Origin of the sequence: Kordiimonas sediminis (assembly GCF_014656395.1) — a bacterium.
GTDB lineage: Bacteria > Pseudomonadota > Alphaproteobacteria > Sphingomonadales > Kordiimonadaceae > Kordiimonas_A > Kordiimonas_A sediminis.
The window spans coordinates 739,898-757,185 of the sequence record NZ_BNCI01000001.1 but is presented as its reverse complement, the minus strand read 5'-3'; the positions used below and the strand labels follow the sequence as shown (position 1 = coordinate 757,185).

21 protein-coding genes and 1 tRNA gene are annotated in these 17,288 nt (G+C 50.6%); 8 read left to right on the top strand and 14 right to left on the bottom strand.

Annotated elements, in window-relative coordinates:
* From hisF to hisB, 4 genes are read right to left on the bottom strand one after another with little or no spacing between them, the layout of a single operon-like run.
* Complete coding sequence (gene hisF, locus IE181_RS03360; protein ID WP_191250129.1) at positions 1 to 762, bottom strand: imidazole glycerol phosphate synthase subunit HisF; 762 nt, start codon at positions 760 to 762, stop codon at positions 1 to 3.
* The gene (hisA, locus tag IE181_RS03355; RefSeq protein WP_191251530.1) at positions 762 to 1,490 is read right to left on the bottom strand and encodes a 1-(5-phosphoribosyl)-5-[(5-phosphoribosylamino)methylideneamino]imidazole-4-carboxamide isomerase; all 729 of its coding nucleotides are present in this window, start codon (positions 1,488 to 1,490) and stop codon (positions 762 to 764) included. Before hisA ends, hisF begins: the two co-directional genes overlap by 1 nt.
* Positions 1,490 to 2,146: an imidazole glycerol phosphate synthase subunit HisH gene (hisH, locus tag IE181_RS03350; protein ID WP_191250128.1), complete on the bottom strand. Its 657-nt coding sequence runs from the start codon at positions 2,144 to 2,146 to the stop codon at positions 1,490 to 1,492. Before hisH ends, hisA begins: the two co-directional genes overlap by 1 nt.
* A 9-nt stretch (positions 2,147 to 2,155) precedes the next feature.
* A complete protein-coding gene (hisB, locus tag IE181_RS03345) occupies positions 2,156 to 2,755 on the bottom strand; it encodes an imidazoleglycerol-phosphate dehydratase HisB (RefSeq protein ID WP_191250127.1) in 600 nt (199 codons plus the stop codon).
* Between the two features lie 159 nt (positions 2,756 to 2,914).
* Between hisB and hslV the strand changes: the two genes are divergently transcribed.
* Both hslV and hslU read left to right on the top strand, forming a co-directional pair.
* Positions 2,915 to 3,493 carry an ATP-dependent protease subunit HslV gene (gene hslV, locus IE181_RS03340; RefSeq protein WP_191250126.1) on the top strand — a complete coding sequence of 193 codons (579 nt, stop codon included), beginning with the start codon at positions 2,915 to 2,917 and terminating at the stop codon, positions 3,491 to 3,493.
* A 7-nt stretch (positions 3,494 to 3,500) separates the two neighbouring features.
* A complete protein-coding gene (gene hslU / locus IE181_RS03335) occupies positions 3,501 to 4,808 on the top strand; it encodes an ATP-dependent protease ATPase subunit HslU (protein ID WP_191250125.1) in 1,308 nt (435 codons plus the stop codon).
* 76 nt (positions 4,809 to 4,884) lie between these two features.
* Here hslU and IE181_RS03330 read toward each other — a convergent pair whose 3' ends face one another.
* Complete coding sequence (locus IE181_RS03330; RefSeq protein WP_191250124.1) at positions 4,885 to 5,274, bottom strand: DUF3224 domain-containing protein; 390 nt, start codon at positions 5,272 to 5,274, stop codon at positions 4,885 to 4,887.
* Positions 5,275 to 5,432: 158 nt separating this feature from the next.
* Here IE181_RS03330 and IE181_RS03325 point away from each other — a divergent pair, with 158 nt between their 5' ends.
* Positions 5,433 to 5,801, top strand: a complete 369-nt coding sequence (locus tag IE181_RS03325; protein WP_191250123.1) for a histidine triad nucleotide-binding protein — start codon at positions 5,433 to 5,435, stop codon at positions 5,799 to 5,801.
* On the opposite strand, the gene IE181_RS03320 is transcribed toward IE181_RS03325, so the two are convergent.
* From IE181_RS03320 to IE181_RS03310, 3 genes are read right to left on the bottom strand one after another with little or no spacing between them, the layout of a single operon-like run.
* Complete coding sequence (locus IE181_RS03320; protein ID WP_191250122.1) at positions 5,798 to 5,992, bottom strand: Trm112 family protein; 195 nt, start codon at positions 5,990 to 5,992, stop codon at positions 5,798 to 5,800. The two genes, IE181_RS03325 and IE181_RS03320, sit on opposite strands and share 4 nt — an antisense overlap.
* A 31-nt stretch (positions 5,993 to 6,023) precedes the next feature.
* Complete coding sequence (locus IE181_RS03315) at positions 6,024 to 6,725, bottom strand: LON peptidase substrate-binding domain-containing protein (RefSeq protein ID WP_191250121.1); 702 nt, start codon at positions 6,723 to 6,725, stop codon at positions 6,024 to 6,026.
* 6 nt (positions 6,726 to 6,731) lie between these two features.
* Positions 6,732 to 7,652: a tetratricopeptide repeat protein gene (locus IE181_RS03310; protein ID WP_191250120.1), complete on the bottom strand. Its 921-nt coding sequence runs from the start codon at positions 7,650 to 7,652 to the stop codon at positions 6,732 to 6,734.
* Positions 7,653 to 8,033: 381 nt separating this feature from the next.
* Between IE181_RS03310 and IE181_RS03305 the strand changes: the two genes are divergently transcribed.
* Positions 8,034 to 8,108: transfer RNA gene (locus tag IE181_RS03305), tRNA-Gly, on the top strand.
* On the top strand, positions 8,081 to 8,227 hold the full coding sequence (locus IE181_RS03300; protein ID WP_191250119.1) for a hypothetical protein: 147 nt from the start codon (positions 8,081 to 8,083) through the stop codon (positions 8,225 to 8,227). The genes IE181_RS03305 and IE181_RS03300 overlap by 28 nt, the downstream gene beginning before the upstream one ends.
* A gap of 268 nt (positions 8,228 to 8,495) precedes the next feature.
* On the opposite strand, the gene IE181_RS14740 is transcribed toward IE181_RS03300, so the two are convergent.
* The 5 genes from IE181_RS14740 to IE181_RS03275 all read right to left on the bottom strand — a co-directional run bounded on the left by IE181_RS14740 (position 8,496) and on the right by IE181_RS03275 (position 11,407).
* Positions 8,496 to 8,852 (bottom strand): DUF805 domain-containing protein, encoded by a 357-nt coding sequence (locus IE181_RS14740; RefSeq protein WP_191250118.1) that lies wholly within the window; start codon positions 8,850 to 8,852, stop codon positions 8,496 to 8,498.
* Between the two features lie 113 nt (positions 8,853 to 8,965).
* Entirely contained in the window at positions 8,966 to 9,214 is a 249-nt protein-coding gene (locus IE181_RS03290) for a hypothetical protein (RefSeq protein WP_191250117.1), read from the bottom strand.
* A gap of 19 nt (positions 9,215 to 9,233) precedes the next feature.
* A complete protein-coding gene (locus IE181_RS03285) occupies positions 9,234 to 9,764 on the bottom strand; it encodes a PAS domain-containing protein (RefSeq protein WP_191250116.1) in 531 nt (176 codons plus the stop codon).
* 20 nt (positions 9,765 to 9,784) lie between these two features.
* A complete protein-coding gene (locus IE181_RS03280; RefSeq protein ID WP_191250115.1) occupies positions 9,785 to 10,120 on the bottom strand; it encodes a zinc ribbon domain-containing protein YjdM in 336 nt (111 codons plus the stop codon).
* Between the two features lie 135 nt (positions 10,121 to 10,255).
* Positions 10,256 to 11,407, bottom strand: a complete 1,152-nt coding sequence (locus IE181_RS03275; protein WP_191250114.1) for an acyl-CoA dehydrogenase family protein — start codon at positions 11,405 to 11,407, stop codon at positions 10,256 to 10,258.
* Between the two features lie 234 nt (positions 11,408 to 11,641).
* Between IE181_RS03275 and IE181_RS03270 the strand changes: the two genes are divergently transcribed.
* Positions 11,642 to 12,472, top strand: a complete 831-nt coding sequence (locus tag IE181_RS03270; RefSeq protein ID WP_229819120.1) for a mechanosensitive ion channel family protein — start codon at positions 11,642 to 11,644, stop codon at positions 12,470 to 12,472.
* 107 nt (positions 12,473 to 12,579) lie between these two features.
* On the top strand, positions 12,580 to 13,809 hold the full coding sequence (locus IE181_RS03265; protein WP_191250113.1) for a serine hydrolase domain-containing protein: 1,230 nt from the start codon (positions 12,580 to 12,582) through the stop codon (positions 13,807 to 13,809).
* Between the two features lie 69 nt (positions 13,810 to 13,878).
* Here IE181_RS03265 and IE181_RS03260 read toward each other — a convergent pair whose 3' ends face one another.
* Positions 13,879 to 15,663 (bottom strand): AMP-dependent synthetase/ligase, encoded by a 1,785-nt coding sequence (locus tag IE181_RS03260; RefSeq protein ID WP_191250112.1) that lies wholly within the window; start codon positions 15,661 to 15,663, stop codon positions 13,879 to 13,881.
* Positions 15,664 to 15,917: 254 nt separating this feature from the next.
* On the opposite strand from IE181_RS03260, the gene IE181_RS03255 reads away from it, so the two are divergent.
* The gene (locus IE181_RS03255) at positions 15,918 to 17,270 is read left to right on the top strand and encodes a PAS domain-containing protein (RefSeq protein ID WP_191250111.1); all 1,353 of its coding nucleotides are present in this window, start codon (positions 15,918 to 15,920) and stop codon (positions 17,268 to 17,270) included.
* Positions 17,271 to 17,288 lie beyond the last annotated feature (18 nt).

Genomic DNA, 17,288 nt, shown 5'->3' with positions numbered 1-17,288 from the left:
TTAAACCTCCCTTACCGGAATCCCGGCTTTTGCCATATGGTCCTTCGCCTCAGCGATAGTATAGTCCCCGAAATGGAAGATGGAAGCCGCCAACACCGCCGAAGCGTGGCCTTCGGAAATGCCCTCAGCCAGATGATCGAGTGTGCCAACACCCCCTGATGCAATAACCGGAATATCGACGGCATCTGCAATTGTGCGGGTCAATGTCAGATCAAACCCTTCGCGGGTGCCGTCCCGGTCCATACTGGTCAGCAGGATTTCGCCCGCGCCCAGCCTGGCAATTTCTTTTGCATATTCAACGGCATTAATGCCCGTTGCGGTGCGCCCTCCGTGGGTGAACACTTCCCACCTGTTTGGTCCGACTTTCTTCGCATCAATGGCAACAACAATGCACTGTGATCCAAACTTTTCAGCAAGCTCCCCAACGATTGGCGGGTTTTTCACCGCAGCGGTCATCAAAGACGCCTTGTCAGCACCCGCCAGCAATAGTTTGCGTACATCCTCAGCCGTGCTGACGCCGCCACCAACAGTCAGAGGCATGAAACACTCTTCTGCTGTTCGCTGCACGACATCCAGCAGAATATCACGCCGTTCATGGCTTGCCGTAATATCAAGGAAAGTCAGTTCGTCCGCACCGGCTGCATCATAGACGCGGGCTTGCTCCACTGGATCTCCGGCATCAATCAGGTCAACAAAGTTGACCCCTTTGACAACGCGGCCATCCTTTACATCGAGACAGGGAATGATACGTGCTTTCAGCATTATTCACGCTCCTTGCCTGCGATACGCAGTGCGGCTTTCAGGTCCATCCCGCCGTCATAGATTGCGCGGCCAGTGATAACGCCCTCAAGATTACCACAGTCCACACAGGCCTGAATGTCATCAAGGTCTTTTACACCGCCAGAGGCAATGACAGGGATAGAGACGGCATCAGCTAACAGGCTGGACGCGTAGGCATTGACGCCTTCAAGTGTGCCGTCCCGGTCGATATCGGTGTGAATAATGGCTGCAACGCCAGCATCTTCAAATTTCATTGCGAGGGTGGTTACTTCCAGCGTGCTTTGTTCTGCCCATCCTTCAACGGCAACCATCCCTTTCAGGGCATCAATGCCAACGGCGATCTTGCCTGGGAAAAGACGGCAGGCCTCTTTGACCAGGTCCGGGTCTTTTACAGCCAGCGTCCCCAGGATCAGCCGGGATACACCGGCATCCAACCAGCGTTCCATTGTTGCAATATCGCGAATACCGCCGCCAAGCTGCATAGGCACATTGGTACGCTTTAAAATCGCGGTAACGGCGGCGTGGTTGACAGGCTCCCCTGCGAAGGCACCGTTCAGGTCAACGATATGTAGCCATTTACAGCCCGCGTCTACAAAGGCAGCAGCCTGATCTGCCGGGTTATCGTTAAAGACAGTGGCAGCGTTCATATCGCCTTTGAACAGGCGTACGCAGTTGCCATCTTTCAGATCAATTGCAGGATAAAGAGTAATCATGGCCGCCACTCCAGAAAGGATTGCAGGAACCGAAGGCCAACAGCTTGGCTTTTCTCCGGGTGGAACTGGGTTCCAATGAAGTTGTCCTGGCCGACAATTGCTGTGACCGTTTCACCATAGTCGGTCGTTGCCAGCAACGCATCAGTCGAATTCATATGCATATGGTAGCTATGGACAAAATAGACATGGTCCTCTGTGCCCAGATCTTTGGTAACCGGGTGGGCTGTGCCTGCACCGGTAAGGGAAAGGGTGTTCCAGCCCATGTGCGGAATTTTAAGAGAGGTATCGGCAGGCGACAGCGGGCCCACGGTTGCGTCAAGCCAGCCCATGCCTGCGTGGATGCCGTGTTCGTGTCCTTCACGTGCCAAAAGCTGCATGCCAACACAAATGCCCAGGAAAGGATTACCCTTTTCCCGGACGTTTTCCTGAATAGCTTCTTTCATGCCCGGCACAGCAAGAAGGCCTGCGCGGCAATCTCCAAATGCTCCAACGCCAGGCAGCACGATACGATCTGCCTTACGTACAGTATCGGCGTCACCTGACACGGTTACTGTAAAAGGGGTGTCTGTTTCCCCGGAAGCACGCTGGATAGCCTTTTCGGCTGACCGCAGGTTTCCGGACCCATAGTCAACGATTACAACGGATTCTGACATGCTGTTTTCCTAAAGACTATCGCCCAGTGTGCCTTTGGTGGACGGCACACTGTCAGTTTTTCTGGGGTCGATTTCGCTGGCTGTGCGAACCGCGCGGGCCAACGCCTTGAAACAGCTTTCAATGATATGATGGCTGTTGACGCCGTACAGGTTTTCCACATGCAGTGTCATGCCGGCTGCAAAGGCGAAAGCCCGGAAGAACTCTTCAAAAAGTTCTGTGTCCATTTCGCCAATTTTTTCCCGCGGGAAAGTCACTTTCCAGACAAGGAAGGGGCGTCCGGAAATATCCAGCGCAACCCGGCTTAGTGTTTCGTCCATGGGGATATAGGCACTTGCATAGCGGGTGATGCCCTTCATGTCGCCCAGAGCTTTTTTGAAGGCCGACCCAATCGCAATACCGCAGTCTTCCGTCGTGTGATGGCCGTCAATATGCAAATCACCCTCGCAGCGCACTTTCAGATCCATAAGGCTGTGGCGGGCAAGTTGCTCCAGCATATGGTCAAGAAACCCGATGCCGGTTTTGACATCATAAGTGCCAGACCCATCAAGGGTCAGATCAACAGAAATATCCGTTTCGTTGGTTTTTCGTGCTACTGAGGCAGTGCGCATGTGACAGGCTCCATCCTAGATTTGGACGCTTCATAGCAGAGCATGCAGCATAAGCCAATATCAAAGCCTTGTAACATTTGCGCCTAATTCATATATGAAACTGCATATTCCAGAAATTCCTGAGAGATTCAGGAGAAAAACCAGCAAGGTCAAAGTTCCATGACATCCAGAAATAATGATTTTCCAAGCTGGCACGCTACTACTATTTGCAGTGTCAGAAAGGGTGATGAAATTGTCATCGCCGGCGACGGTCAGGTCAGTGTTGGCGATACCGTAATGAAAGCAAATGCCCGCAAGGTGCGTCAACTGGGCGGCGGCAAGGTTTTGTCGGGGTTTGCAGGCGCTACAGCAGACGCTTTTACCTTGTTTGAACGGTTGGAAGCCAAGCTGGAACGCCATCCAGGGCAGTTGGCGCGTGCCTGTGTTGAACTTGCGAAAGACTGGAGAACCGATAAGTACCTGCGTCAGTTGCAGGCCATGATGATAGTGGCTGATAAGTCCACCACCCTTGTCGTCACTGGTAATGGCGATGTGCTGGAGCCAGAGCACGGTGTCGTGGCAATCGGATCCGGTGGGAACTACGCCCTGGCCGCGGGTCGTGCCCTTTATGATCAGGATCTGACAGCCGAGGAAATTGCACGCAAGGCAATGGCCATTGCAGCAGATATCTGCGTTTACACAAATGGCAATGTGGTTGTTGATAAAATGACCGCCGATACGAGCGATAGTAAGGAGTAACCAGAGTATGACATCTTTTTCCCCCCGTGAAATTGTCTCTGAACTTGACCGGTTTATTATCGGCCAGAAAGATGCCAAACGCGCCGTAGCGGTTGCGCTGCGTAACCGGTGGCGGCGTCAGCAGATTGAAGGCGATATGCGCGAAGAAGTGCTGCCCAAGAATATCCTGATGATTGGACCTACCGGCGTTGGTAAAACTGAAATTTCCCGCCGACTGGCAAAGTTGGCAGAAGCCCCCTTCATTAAAGTTGAGGCAACAAAATTTACCGAAGTCGGATATGTTGGCCGGGATGTGGAACAAATCATCCGTGACCTTGTGGAAAGCGCTATTCTGATGATCAAAGACAAGCGCCGGAATGAGGTAAAGGCAAAGGCAGAATTGAACGCCGAAGACCGTGTGCTTGATGCCTTGGTCGGCGACGGTGCCGGGGACGCAACCCGCCAGAAGTTTCGTAAGATGCTGCGGGAAGGCGAGCTGGCAGACAAAGAAATCGATATTGAGATCGAAGACAATTCGAATGGTTTTCCGCAGTTTGAAATTCCCGGTATGCCAGGCGCGAGCGTTGGTATGCTGAATATCGGTGACATGTTTGGCAAAGCCATGGGCGGGAAGACGGTTAAAAAGAAAATGACCGTTGCAGATGCCTACGATATTTTGATGGGGGAAGAGGCAGACAAGCTTGTCGATGAAGAAGCTTCCACGCGTGATGCCTTGTCCCTGGTTGAAGAAAGCGGCATTGTTTTTCTGGATGAAGTTGACAAAATCTGTGCGCGTCAGGATGCCCGTGGTGGGGATGTGTCCCGGGAAGGGGTGCAGCGTGACTTGCTGCCACTGATTGAAGGGACGACCGTCTCCACCAAATATGGGGCTGTGAAGACGGACCATATCCTGTTTATCGCGTCTGGCGCCTTTCATCTGGCGAAACCGTCTGACTTGTTGCCGGAACTGCAGGGTCGTTTACCGATCCGTGTGGAGCTGCGCGATCTGACGGAAGAAGACTTCAAGCGTATTCTGACAGAGCCGGATTACAGTCTGATTCGACAGTATGTGGCCCTGATGGCAACAGAAGGATTGAACCTTGAATTCACAGAGGACGGCATCGCTGAGATTGCTCGTATTTCAGCCTTTTTCAATGAAACTGTGGAAAATATTGGTGCACGCCGGTTGCATACGGTTCTGGAAAAGGTGCTGGAGGAAGTGTCCTTCACCGCCAGTGACAGATCGGGCGAAGCCATTAAGGTAGACGCAGACTTTGTTAAAACCAATATGGGTGAATTGTCTGGCGAAACGGACCTTAGCAAGTTCATTCTGTAAGGGTAGTTCACCAAGTATTAGATACTAAAACCCGCCGGGATTATTTTCTGGCGGGTTTTTCGTCAGGGATACAGTATCAGGGGGCGTCTGGAAGCTGGTATGTCAGCGTATAATAGTGACGACCGTTTTCAATTTTGATGGCAAGGGTACCCTCAATGCCGACAAGGTCACCTGATCCTGAGTTTGGAATAATACTGATTGTCTGTTCCTGCGCGCCGTTATGCATCATGCCGTAATGCTGCAGGGTGAAGCTGCCCTCTTTGCCCTTAAGTGTGCCTGTCAGTGTCTCGATAGCCACATAGCCAGCTGACCCCTCTGTTGTGGTTCTGTGACTTAGCATCTGACCCCGACCGGTGCCGGAGAACTCTCCAACGAAGCTTTTGTCAAAACTAAAGCGGCCGGCATCATAGGCGTCACCCTTCTGTGGGGTCATCGTTATTTCAAAACTTCCGGTAGCGGTTTTCATGATGGCCTCCGTGGCATATAGGGGAATGGGCATAGTTGTTAGACTTGCCAATACTAGCAGTGTGATGCAGCAGTATTTCATTTTCATCTTCAAATTCCTACCCGAACCAAATAGGGTGCGATTGTAGTCTAGGAATTTTATAAGGAAAGCAGCGTTTCATGACATACGATCCAGAGAATATTTTTGCGAAAATCCTTCGTGGTGAAATCCCGTGTAACAAGATTTACGAAGATGAATTCTCTCTTGCCTTTCATGATATTAATCCTCAGGCCCCGGTGCATGCACTGGTTATCCCGAAGGGTGAATATATTTCAATGGCAGACTTTACCCGGAACGCACCAGCGGAACTGATTGCGGGCTTTATGCGTGCTGTGGGCAAGGTGGCAGATGATTTGGGGGTCACTGATGCCGGGTATCGTACGATTGCCAACGCTGGCCCCAATAGCCATCAGGAAGTACCACACCTGCATATCCATATTCTTGCAGGTCGGCCCCTTGGCCCCATGCTGGATAAGGCGTTTGCTTAATCAAGCTGTCTTGCTTCATCTTCCAGCAGAATGGGGATGCCGTCTTTGATCGGGAAGGCCAGGCCTGCTTTTTTGCTCACCAGTTCCTGTTTTTCCCGGTCATAATCCAGGCGGTCTTTGGTCACGGGACAAACCAGAATTTCCAAAAGCTTGGGGTCGGTCGCGCTTTTTTTCTGCTCAGTGGTGGACATCGTGTTTCCTGTATTTCATGGAGACGGTTTGTTAATTGACGGTAGGGCCGCTGTTTGGGGACGGCGGACCGTTGTCGTTGGCAAGCACCATATCTGACTTTAATAACATTTCAATAAGGGATAGCAGAATGTCACCGCGCTCGGCAGTTGTTCTGGCTTCCAGTAGCGCTTGCTTTTCAAGCGGTGAAAACGGACTGCGCATCGCGAGCGTGTTGATCAGTAACAGGTCATCACTGTCTTTCAGAACGTCTTGATCAGGTTTCACCCCGTTTGAAATCAGCAGTTCCTGAATATCTGCAAGGAGTCGGCGCTTTTTGTCAGCGGATATGGTGCTTTCTTCCTCAGGGGCCGTGTTTTCAGACGCCAGATCATGCCTGAAATCGGAATAATCAACCTGTACCTGCCGGTACTGTGTTGTGGCATCAAGTTCTGTCAGAATTTGAAAGCGGCATAGCCCTTTCAGCGCAATCAGAAAGCGTCCGTCTGATGTTGTTTCCAGTTCTTCGATATAGCCCAGACACCCAACACCGTGCAGGTCAGGGCGGCTGTCTCGGTCTTCAACGGTTTTCGGCTGTATCATGCCGATCAACCGGTTTCCTTTGGCTGCGTCCCCGACCATTGCCAGATATCTGGGCTCAAAGATATTCAGCGGTAATCTATTGCCTGGCATCAATATGACGCCGGTCAGCGGAAACACCGGAATAACAGACGGTAATGTATCTGGCGTAAACATGGTCAGTTAGCTGAACAGCAGGGACGAAAGCCGCCTGCGATATTTCAGGGTAAAGGGATCTGTTGGCCCTTTCAGTTCAAAGAGCTTCAAAAGACGGTCATTGGCTGCTTTGTCGTTCCATTCACCGTCCCGCATAATAATGGCCAACAGGGATTCGGCGGCGCCGTTCATGTCGCCTTTTGCCTGATACGCGATAGACAGTTCAAATCTGGCATCCAGATCCATAGGGTCTTTGTCGATTCTGGCCTGCAGTTCGGCCACGTCACCGGCACCTTCTGTTTCTTTGGCCATTTCAAGCGCGGTTTCCAGACGCTCTATGCGACCTTTCAGGGCTTTTCCGGCTTCATCATCGCCTAATTCTGCACCCTTGAGGCTTTCCAGTATTGCGGCGGCGCTTTCCGCCTGATTGTTGGCAACAGCAATTTCAGCAAGGCCGATTTGTGCCCGCAAGTTGGCGGGGTCTACTTGCAGGATTTGCTGGTATAGCCCTGCTGCCTGTTCTGCGTGCCCGGCCTGGGTCATTTCTTCTGCCTGATCCAGCGCTGCATCCAACTGGTTATCCCCTTCGGACGCGCCGCCCGACATTTCAATCAACCGATTGATAAAGTCCTTGATCTGGCTGGGGGGAACAGCACCCTGAAAGCCGTCAACAGGCTGTCCCTGCCAAAAGGCATAGACGGTTGGCAGGCTTTGTACCCGCATTTGCCCACATAGCGCCTGATTGGTGTCCGCATTGACCCGCACCATTGCGACGGCACCACCAGCGTCGGTCACAGCTGCCTCGAGGGCAGGCATCAATTGTTTGCAGGGTTCGCACCAGTCCGCCCAAAAGTCGACAATAACAGGTCGTTTGGATGATTCTTCGATAACATCCGCAGCAAAGGATTTGATATCGGTATCTTTTATCAGGGCGGGTGCGTCTAACATACGGTCTCTCTTACTTAGGGTTTGCCTATCGTTATTAGGCCGGCACCGCATCGTGCGGAGCATTCATATACTCAGAGACATAAGGCATCTTTACAGTTTTTAAAGGGAAAATGCCTGAACGCGGTAAAATTCTCTGTTCGCGGGTGTTTGCAGGCGGGAAGACCTGTCTGGTCTTGGCCGGAGGCGGTGTCCGATACCCGATTCCGTCGTTTCAAAGGCGTTGCTAAGAAATACGAGGCATGGAAATCCATAAAAAAACAATAATAAACAAAAGGTTATGCAAAAAATGCAGATTTTTTAAAAATTATGTTGCAAAGGGGAGAGGTATAGCTATTATCCCGCCTCGCAAGCGCACTTGCTTGCACCCCTTATTAATGAAGAGCGGGCGTAGCTCAGGGGTAGAGCGTCACCTTGCCAAGGTGAATGTCGTGAGTTCGAATCTCATCGCCCGCTCCATTAATATGGAAACCCAGATGACAGCAAAGCCTCCCACTGTGGAGGCTTTTGTCGTTTTGGAAAGTATGGTGTTGCTACCACCAGAACCGGCGCCAGATGCATCCAGTCGTCAATTCTGAACTGTAAATGTGTCTTAGCCGTATAGGTTTGTGAGTAGCTTAGCAAAGCAACAACGCTTTCCAAGTTTAGGCTCAGAGTTCACATTGAACTGAAAGTTCGTTGACGTGCCCATTAATGTCCCCCAATGCAATTTTATCTTGCTGTCATTGTCTTGAATATCAATCGTAAAGGTTTGACGGGGGAGAAGAAAATGACGCGATTAATGGCTACTTTCGAAGGATGACCAATGAGTATAAATACTCGGTGGGTCTTCTCAGAGAGTAATGCTTATACCCCCGATGGTGGGCCATAATCGTTCTCGCCATCTTGTGATGGCATTGTCATCCATAGCCAGTTGACTAGAGGAACAAATATCCACCATCCTGACCGCCCTATATCATGAAGGCGTCTGACACAAAGCGCAGGGTATCCAATCTGGGTTGAAACCATGAGTGTAAAGAATACCCAAGGAGCGCTTGGATTGTTATTAAAAGTGCCGCCCATATACAAATATGATCCAACCCCAAAAAACGCCAGCGCTAATAGAAACCACATCTGACGTGTATAAGCTTTGTATTCATACACTGATGCTCTGCCGTTAAACCTATAGAATTGTTTATATGTTCTAAAAATGCTTCTAAACATTGGCTCCCCCCGATGCCTTTTCAAATTACTATGTGATAGTCATCAGGTCCAGTATTTCAACTTAACGATTTGCCGCCATGGAGGCTTTTGTCGTTTTGGAGAGTATAGTGTTCTTACCACCAGAACCAGCGACCCGCTCGCAGGACATAAGTAATCCGGTGAATTTCTGCGATCGCCCACAGGATCATACCCGACGCCAGCGCCAGATGCATCCAGCCATTTTCAAGCCATGCGCCACTGTTTGTAAACAGATGAAAACAGGAAATAGCCAGGGGCACGATCGACGCCAGCAATAATACCCTGCACCGAAGCCGTAATTTGACCAGATCAGCAGTTTCCTGGGGTGGGGATGGGTCGGGCACGCAAACGCTCTTCTTTTATCTACGGGGTGATATCAATGGGGTGCGAGATCAATAGTTCACCACCAGACCGGGTTTTTGCAATTGGCGCCTTGTAGCCGAGAATTTCAAGCGGGTGATAGACCCCTATAAGTTTTCTGACCATGCCTGTTTGGTCCAGTACCGGCAGATACAGCACCCCGACTATACAGTGTTTCCCCGATGTATAATGCGCATCAAAGATCACCAACCCGCCTTGTGGGGTATCGATAATGTCGGCCAGAATTTTATTGGTGGTATCGCGTGCAGAAGGTGCCATCAGGTCCGAGATAGCTTCATCCTTTGCTGTCCGCTGAATTCGGTCAGCCATATCCTGGCCTTGCAACTGAAAGTAAAATTCGCCGTCACCACCACTTTGCAGGACAGCCAGATCAGAGGTGATAGCAGCAAGGTCCTGAAGACGCAGGGCTGTACGCGGCGGAATAAGCTCACCTTTTTCACGCGCGGCAGACCATGCTGCCCACAAAGTCGAGAAGGGCTTTTCCTGCAGTATCTCTTTGCCGTACGTTTTCACTAACCAGCTCCTGCGGGTGTTTAGATTTTTTTGACGAACTCAGACTTTAGTTTCATTGCCCCTATGCCGTCAATTTTACAATCAATATCATGGTCGCCGCCAACCAGTCGGATATTCTTCACTTTCGTGCCGACTTTGACAACGGAGGAAGATCCTTTGACTTTTAGATCCTTGATAACCGTTACCGTGTCACCGTCCTGCAGAACATTACCGTTCGAGTCTTTGATGACGTCGTCGGATTCTGCGGCGTCCGTGCCGGGCGCCCATTCGTGCGCACATTCAGGACAGATCAGTAATGTGCCGTCTTCGTACGCATAGGGGGAAGAACATTTTGGGCATGGGGGTATATCAGTCATGGGGGAAATCCTTGTTACACTCCCCCAAGGATATAGAAGGGATTGGATGGTCCCGCAATGACATTCCTGAAATTGGCAGACTGGAGGGCAGGCGACTTGCTAGTATCCTGCCCTGATTTTTCTGCACACTTTGCCTTATCCGCGGGGTAGGGTTCCCATTTTTTTGGCAATAATCCCCAGCATGACTTCGTCGGCACCGCCCCCGATGGAGCCAAGACGACTGTCACGAAAGGCCCGGGAGACAGGATTGTCCCACATATAGCCCATCCCGCCCCAATATTGCATACAGGCATCATGTACGGTGCGTGCCAGCCGACCGGACTTCAGTTTGGCCATAGACGCTTTCATGGTGACATCTTCGCCGTTAATATAGCCTTCAACGGCATCATAGGTCAGGGCACGCAAGCATTCGATTTCGGTCTGAAGTTCAGCAAGCCGAAAATGAATGACCTGATTGTCCAAAAGGGGTTTGCCAAAAGCAATACGCTCGCGGGTATATTCAATGGTGGACTGGACTGAGCATTCCATTCCCTTGATCGCAGCGGCTGCTGCGTGCAGCCGTTCTTCCTGGAACTGCTGCATTTGATAGGTGAAGCCCATACCTTCATCGCCGATCAGGTTTGATTGGGGAACGCGTACATCATCAAAGAAAATCTGTGCGGTGTCACTGCAGCGCATACCAAATTTATTCAGGCGCTCTGAAAAACTGATTCCGGGGGTATCTGTTGGCACGATAATTAGCGACTTGTTTTTGTGGGCTGGGCCGTCGCTGGTATTTACTAACAGGCAGATATAGTCGGCCTGCGTGGAGTTAGTGATCCACATTTTGGTGCCGTTGATGACATAGTCGTCACCGTCTTTGACGGCGGTTGTTTTGATCTGAGCCACGTCTGATCCGGCATGCGGTTCACTGACGCCGATGCTGAAAACGGCCTCACCTGAAATGGCTTTGGTTAGATACTTCTCTCGCAGGGCGTCGCTGCCGTATTTTGCAAGCGCCGGGGTTGCCATATCAACCTGAACACCGATGGCCATGGCGACACCGCCCGCACCAATACGGCCCAGTTCCTCGGAAAAGACAACCTGATAGCTATAATCCAGGCCCAGTCCGCCATACTCTTCCGGTTTTGTAATGCCCAGTAACCCAAGCTCTCCCATTTTTCTGAAAACCTCATGAGCGGGGAAAATTCCTGCCTCTTCCCACGCATCTACATGGGGGTTGATTTCATTATCAATGAACCGGGCAACGGTTTCTCGTATGGCATTATGTTGTTCGGTGAATTTCACGCTGGCCTCTCCTTGTTCCTCTCCACTGGAAAAATACAGTAGCAACAATTCAGAGGGATACAAGAAATTTGACCTTTCGGTATGCTGATCTTTAATGCGTTCCAGAGGTATGCAAGTGAATATTTACAATTCGTTAATCATTTCCCTTGTGCAGACTTTACCAATTAGGTTAGATTTGCCCGGTACCCATATGCAAAACAAGGGCTTATAACAAGTTCGGGCAGGAGAATAATGATGCAGGAAGAAATGCAGCAGAATATGCAGGAAATGCTGGATCTGGTGATGGCAACGGTAACAAACTACGGCATGAGTGTTGTAGGTGCGATTATCATTCTGATTATCGGCTTCTGGATCGCAGGCAAGGTCAAAAATTGGATCATGGCCGCCTCTGTGAAATCAGAAAAGATGGACACAACGGTTGGAACGTTTCTGGCGAGTGCCGCTAAATACGCGATTGTTGGTTTTACACTGGTAGCTGTACTGGAAAAATTTGGCGTCCAGACGACAAGTTTTGTTGCTGTTCTTGGTGCTATGGGCTTGGCTGTTGGTCTTGCTCTGCAGGGAACTCTTGGACATTTGGCGTCCGGCGTTATGCTGTTGGTGTTTCGCCCGTTCAAAGTGGGTCAATTCATTGATGCTGCCGGCCATTCGGGGACTATCAAGGCAATCAATCTTTTCACCACTGAAATGGATACGGCTGACAATATTCGGATCATTATCCCGAACAGCTCTGTTTGGGGCGCATCGATTAAAAATTTCAATTATCACGACACGCGCCGGGTCGATATGGTGTTCGGCATTGGATACGGGGATGACATCAACAAGGCAATGGCTGTTATTGGCGATGTGCTCAAAGCTGATGCGCGGACATTTGATGATCCTGCGCCAGTAATTGTTGTCGGCAATTTGGGCGATAGCAGCGTTGACATTACGGTGCGTGTCTGGTGTGCAACCAGTGACTATTGGGGTGTGAAGTTTGACACGACCAAAACCGTGAAGGAAGAGTTTGATAAAAACGGTATTGAGATCCCTTTCCCACAGCGGGTTATGCACTCAGTGTCCTGATGACCTGAGAATAATCTATCCCATCAAGCCCCGGACAAAAATGTTGCCGGGGCTTTTTTTGTGTGCAAACTGATGGCATGGGATTGTCTAGAAGGGGGAGAGAACTAGTGGTCCGATTTTTTAAGTATTGTTTTGGAACGTTGATCGTTTTGTTTGTGGGGTTGGTAGTATTTTATTTTCAGCCGTGGTCAGACTATCCGCCATCAACACTTGCCAGCACCTTCGAGCCAGATAAGCGCGTAGAAAATTTCCGCAATATGGATACGCTTTATCCGTATGTTTCCGTACCGAAAGGCGATACGGTCTTTGAATATCCGGAGGCGATGCAACCGCTTGGTAACAGCTATACATATGATGGTGAAAGCAAGAAGCTGAACAGCTTTTTTGATAAAACACAGACAACTGGTTTGCTGGTTATCAAAGACGGGACTATCATCCATGAAATGTACCGTCTGGGGGAAACGCGCGCGTCAAAACATACCAGCTGGTCAGTGGCGAAATCCTTTGTATCAACGCTGATTGGTATGGCGATTGAAGATGGTTTGATCCAGTCGGTCGAGGACCGCGTTGAAATCTATGTACCTGACCTGGTGGGGACGGCTTATGGTGCTGCCACTATTGAAGATGTGCTTCAAATGTCGTCCGGCGTGGATTTTTCAGAAAGTTATGGGGAGGCAGGGTCCAACACGGCCTTTAATTTCTCTGATGCCCAGAAGGTTCTGTACCGGACATGGCTTTTGGGGGATTCCCTTGATGATATTTTGGCAGGCTATGAGAAGCTCGAAGACCCCGGTGAGCGTTTTTATTACCGTAGCAGTGATACCCATATTTTGTCCTGGATATTGCGCGAAGTTACAGGAAAGCCGGTAGAACAATATTTGTCTGAAAAGCTCTGGAAGCCACTGGGCATGGAAGCTGACGCTTACTGGAGCACAGACGGTGTCGGAACACCGATTGGTTTTTGCTGCCTGAACGCTGTTCTTCGGGACTATGCGAAACTGGGATCGCTTTATATCAATGGCGGTGTCTGGAATGGGCAACAGCTTATCTCCGAAGACTGGGTCAAGCGTGCGACCAGACCGTCCAAACCGCATTTGGAGCCGGAGCATGTGGGCGGCAATCGCGGGTATCAATATCAGTGGTGGGTGCCCAAGGATTATGACGGTGAATATATCGCCATGGGGATTTGGGGGCAGTATATCTGGGTTTCTGAAAAGGCAGGTGTTGTCATTGCCCGGACGAGCGTAGACCCTGCTTTCCGCAACCATCTGGATGAAACGATTGCGGTATTCCGTGCAATCACAGATCAGGTTTCCCCTGTTTCTGCAGATCAGTAGACTAGTTTATCAGGAAAAATCATGTGCTGGCTTTTGGGCCAGCACTTTTTGATTGTGTAGGTAATAAAGCTAGTAGAGCTCCTCGAGCGCGTCTGCATAGACCTTGTTGACGATGTGGCGCCGTACTTTCAGGGTTGGGGTCATTTGCTCGTTTTCAACCGAAAATGCTTCGTCGGCAATCGCAATCTTCCGTACCTTTTCCAGATTGGACAGACGGCTGTTGACCCGCGTAACCGCAGCATTCAGTGCTTTGCGCAGATCAGGATCATCCTTCAATTCTGCTAGTGTGCGTGGTTTGTTGTTGGCTTTAGACCATTCAGCCAGCCATTCAACATCGGGCACAATCAGGCCAACCAGGTGGGGGCGACGATCGCCGTAGACCATTGCCTGGGCAATTTCATCTTCAAGCGCCAGCAATCCTTCAATTCGCTGGGGAGAGACATTATCGCCCTTGTCGTTAACGATGATGTCTTTCTTACGGTCGGTGATCTCCAGATAATTATCTTCATCCAGGCGGCCGATGTCGCCGGTATGCAACCAGCCATCAATGATTGTTTTCGCCGTTGTGGTGTCGTCCTGCCAATAGCCCTGCATTACCAGTTCACCGCGTACCAGTATTTCGCCGTCTTCTGCGATTTTCACCTCGGTATTTTCCAGCAGTTTTCCGACGGTATGCATTTTTGGCGCTGCGGGTGGATTTACCGCCACCACCGGCCCGGATTCTGTCTGGCCGTAGCCCTGAAGAAGCGGCAGGCCAAGGGACGCGAAAAAGTATCCAACATCTGGGGACAAGGGCGCGCCGCCAGAGACCAGCGCCTTAACCCTGCCGCCAAATTTTTTGCGGACCTGTTTGCGAACAGAAATATCCAGGAGGGCATTTTTTATTTTCTCGCCCACTGTCAGGGATGACGGATCAATCGCCCGTTTGGTGCCTAGCGCGATGCAGGTATCAAACAGCTTGGCCTTCAGGCCACCTTCCTGCTGGACCTGACGTACCAAACGGGTGCGCAATAATTCAAACAGACGCGGTACAACGACCATAACTGTTGGCTTGGCTTCCGCCATGTTGGTTGCCAGCTTTTCCAAACCTTCTGCATACCAGATGGATGCCCCGGTAAAGATGGGTAAAAACTGGCCGGCTGTATGCTCGTACGCATGGCTTAGAGGCAGGAAGGACAGAAAAGCGTTATTATTTAACCCTAGCGGACGCAGTACTTCCCGCGCCCCTTCAACATTATGCAGGATTGCTCCGTGGTGGATTTTCACCCCTTTGGGCGCACCGCCAGTACCGCTTGTATAAATCAGGCAGGCAATATCACTGCGCAGCACGCTTTCGGCATCATGGGACAATGTTTCAACGGATGTTTCGGTGGGGGCGGTTGCGTTCTCCCAGGAATGAACTTCGACGTTCAGGCGCTGTTCAAGTTTTGGGTCTTCGATTGTGATGACATGTTGCAGATCATCGGCCTGATGCGCGGCTTTAAGAAAAGTGGACGCCAGCTGCCGGGTTGACACAATCGCTGCTTTGGCACCGCTATTGTCCAGAATATGCACATAATCGCGTGTTGTGTAGGTTGTATAAGACGGCACAGAAATAGCACCGAGCGCCATAATAGCCATGTCACTAATCAGCCATTCCGGCCGGTTTTCACTGACGATAACAACGCGGTCCCCTTTGGTGACGCCAAGGGACTTCAGGCCGCCCGCCAACCGTGCAACCTGTTCTGCAACGTCAGCCCAGGAAAGGGATTGCCATGCTCCATCCCGTTTTTCGAAAAGCATTGGCGCAGAACCAAAAGTCTTTGCCTGCGCAAAGAACATCTGTGTCAGGTTGTTCCACTTCGGTTCATTCATGTATCTGGACTCCCTCTCCATTTTTATATTTTCTGTATTTTTGGACCAGAAATACAATAAGGGCAAGCGGGTTCGAGCAATTTCGGGTTGGACAGTTTTACCGCTGGGCTAGTCTCTTTAACGCATTGGATTTTTTTATTACTCTATAATAGTCGTCTTAAAAGGTACGATCTTGCTTGCTAAATGGTGCAACTGGTGTTTTAAACTAGTGAAAGCAAGAAACAGGGATGCCTGTGCAATAATTGGTTCTCGCCATGGATGAAACGGACATTACAGAATCGGACACTCTTGTAGAAGAGCTTACACAGACTTCTGGTTCTGAAGACGATGGCGCGGCAACTGGGTTGGAGCGCCGCCTTCATATTAAGGCCTATGATTTCTGGCTTGGCCTGAAAGGCGATGACCCTTTTCCTAAATTTGCAGATTTGAACGCGGATGGACTTGAACCCTTCAAGCCCAATTGTCTTCTACTGGATGTCAGCACGCCGGGAAAATTTCTGGTGCGCTATGTTGGTGAACGTGTAAACGAGCTGATAGACGCGCCTGTGGAGCGCTTTTCCGATCTGGCAATGTTCCCTGAATCTGGATTTGCACGCGAACTGGTCGCGCAAATGAATGCCGAAGCCGATGACTATCAGCCAGCAGAGTTTGAATTTGAGGAAAACCGTGTGTTGTCCCGGGGTATTTTCCTGCCTTTCACGGGTGTTCGCGACCGGGTGCAGTTTCTGTTGATTGTAACCAACTTCAAGCACATTGAAGAAGAAGCCTTCAGCCTGGAGGCACTGGTCGAAGCCGGTATTGTTGAATTAACTGGTGATGAAGTGCTGGATGCAGGTCTTTCCCCGACAGATGCGGTACCTGACGCGGAAAGCTTTTCGTCGGATATGGATGACAATCCGGAGGAGGATTTTGACACTGCTTCTGATGCCGAGGGTGTTGCGGACGGGGAGGCTGATGTGGCTTTTGACCCCCCTTCTGATCAGGCGGATGATGACAGCGCCCCACTGCCAGACGGTATTGCAGCCCTGCTTGGTCGGCTAGAGACGGTGGATGTACAGGCGGGCCGGTCTGATGCGGCGTCGCGAATAGCCCTTTATGAACTGCTGGCCCATGCGATGGAACTGTATCAGTATGCGCAGGACCATGCGGCAGAGTTTAAAGACCTGTTGAAGGCAAAGGGGCTGAAGATGCAGGCCCGTGCGCCGTTCACCCCTATTCTGAAGATAGTGTTTGGGCTGGACTATGATAAAACGCGCATAACCGAATATGCATCGGCCCTGTCCTATGCTGCCTATAAGGGGATTACCTCTGATGATCTGGCAGAATTTTTAAATGATTTTCCCGGCGGTATCAAAGGCTGTGTTCGCGAAGAAAGACTACGCAGACGTGGTATTATTGGCCATCCGGCACATGAGCTTCAGGAAGAAGCGATGGAGGCGTTGCGGGCAAGCCCGGCACTGGATCTGTCGTCCCTGAAGCTTGATCAGGAATTCTCCGTCGTTCTTGTTCGTAAAAAGGACGGCGGCGCAGAAGCAGTATCCCAGTTGGATCTGGGAGAGGCATCTCTGGATGCCGCTATCCGTAAAATAGCAAAAAACCTCACGTAATTAATAACCTCCTTAGAT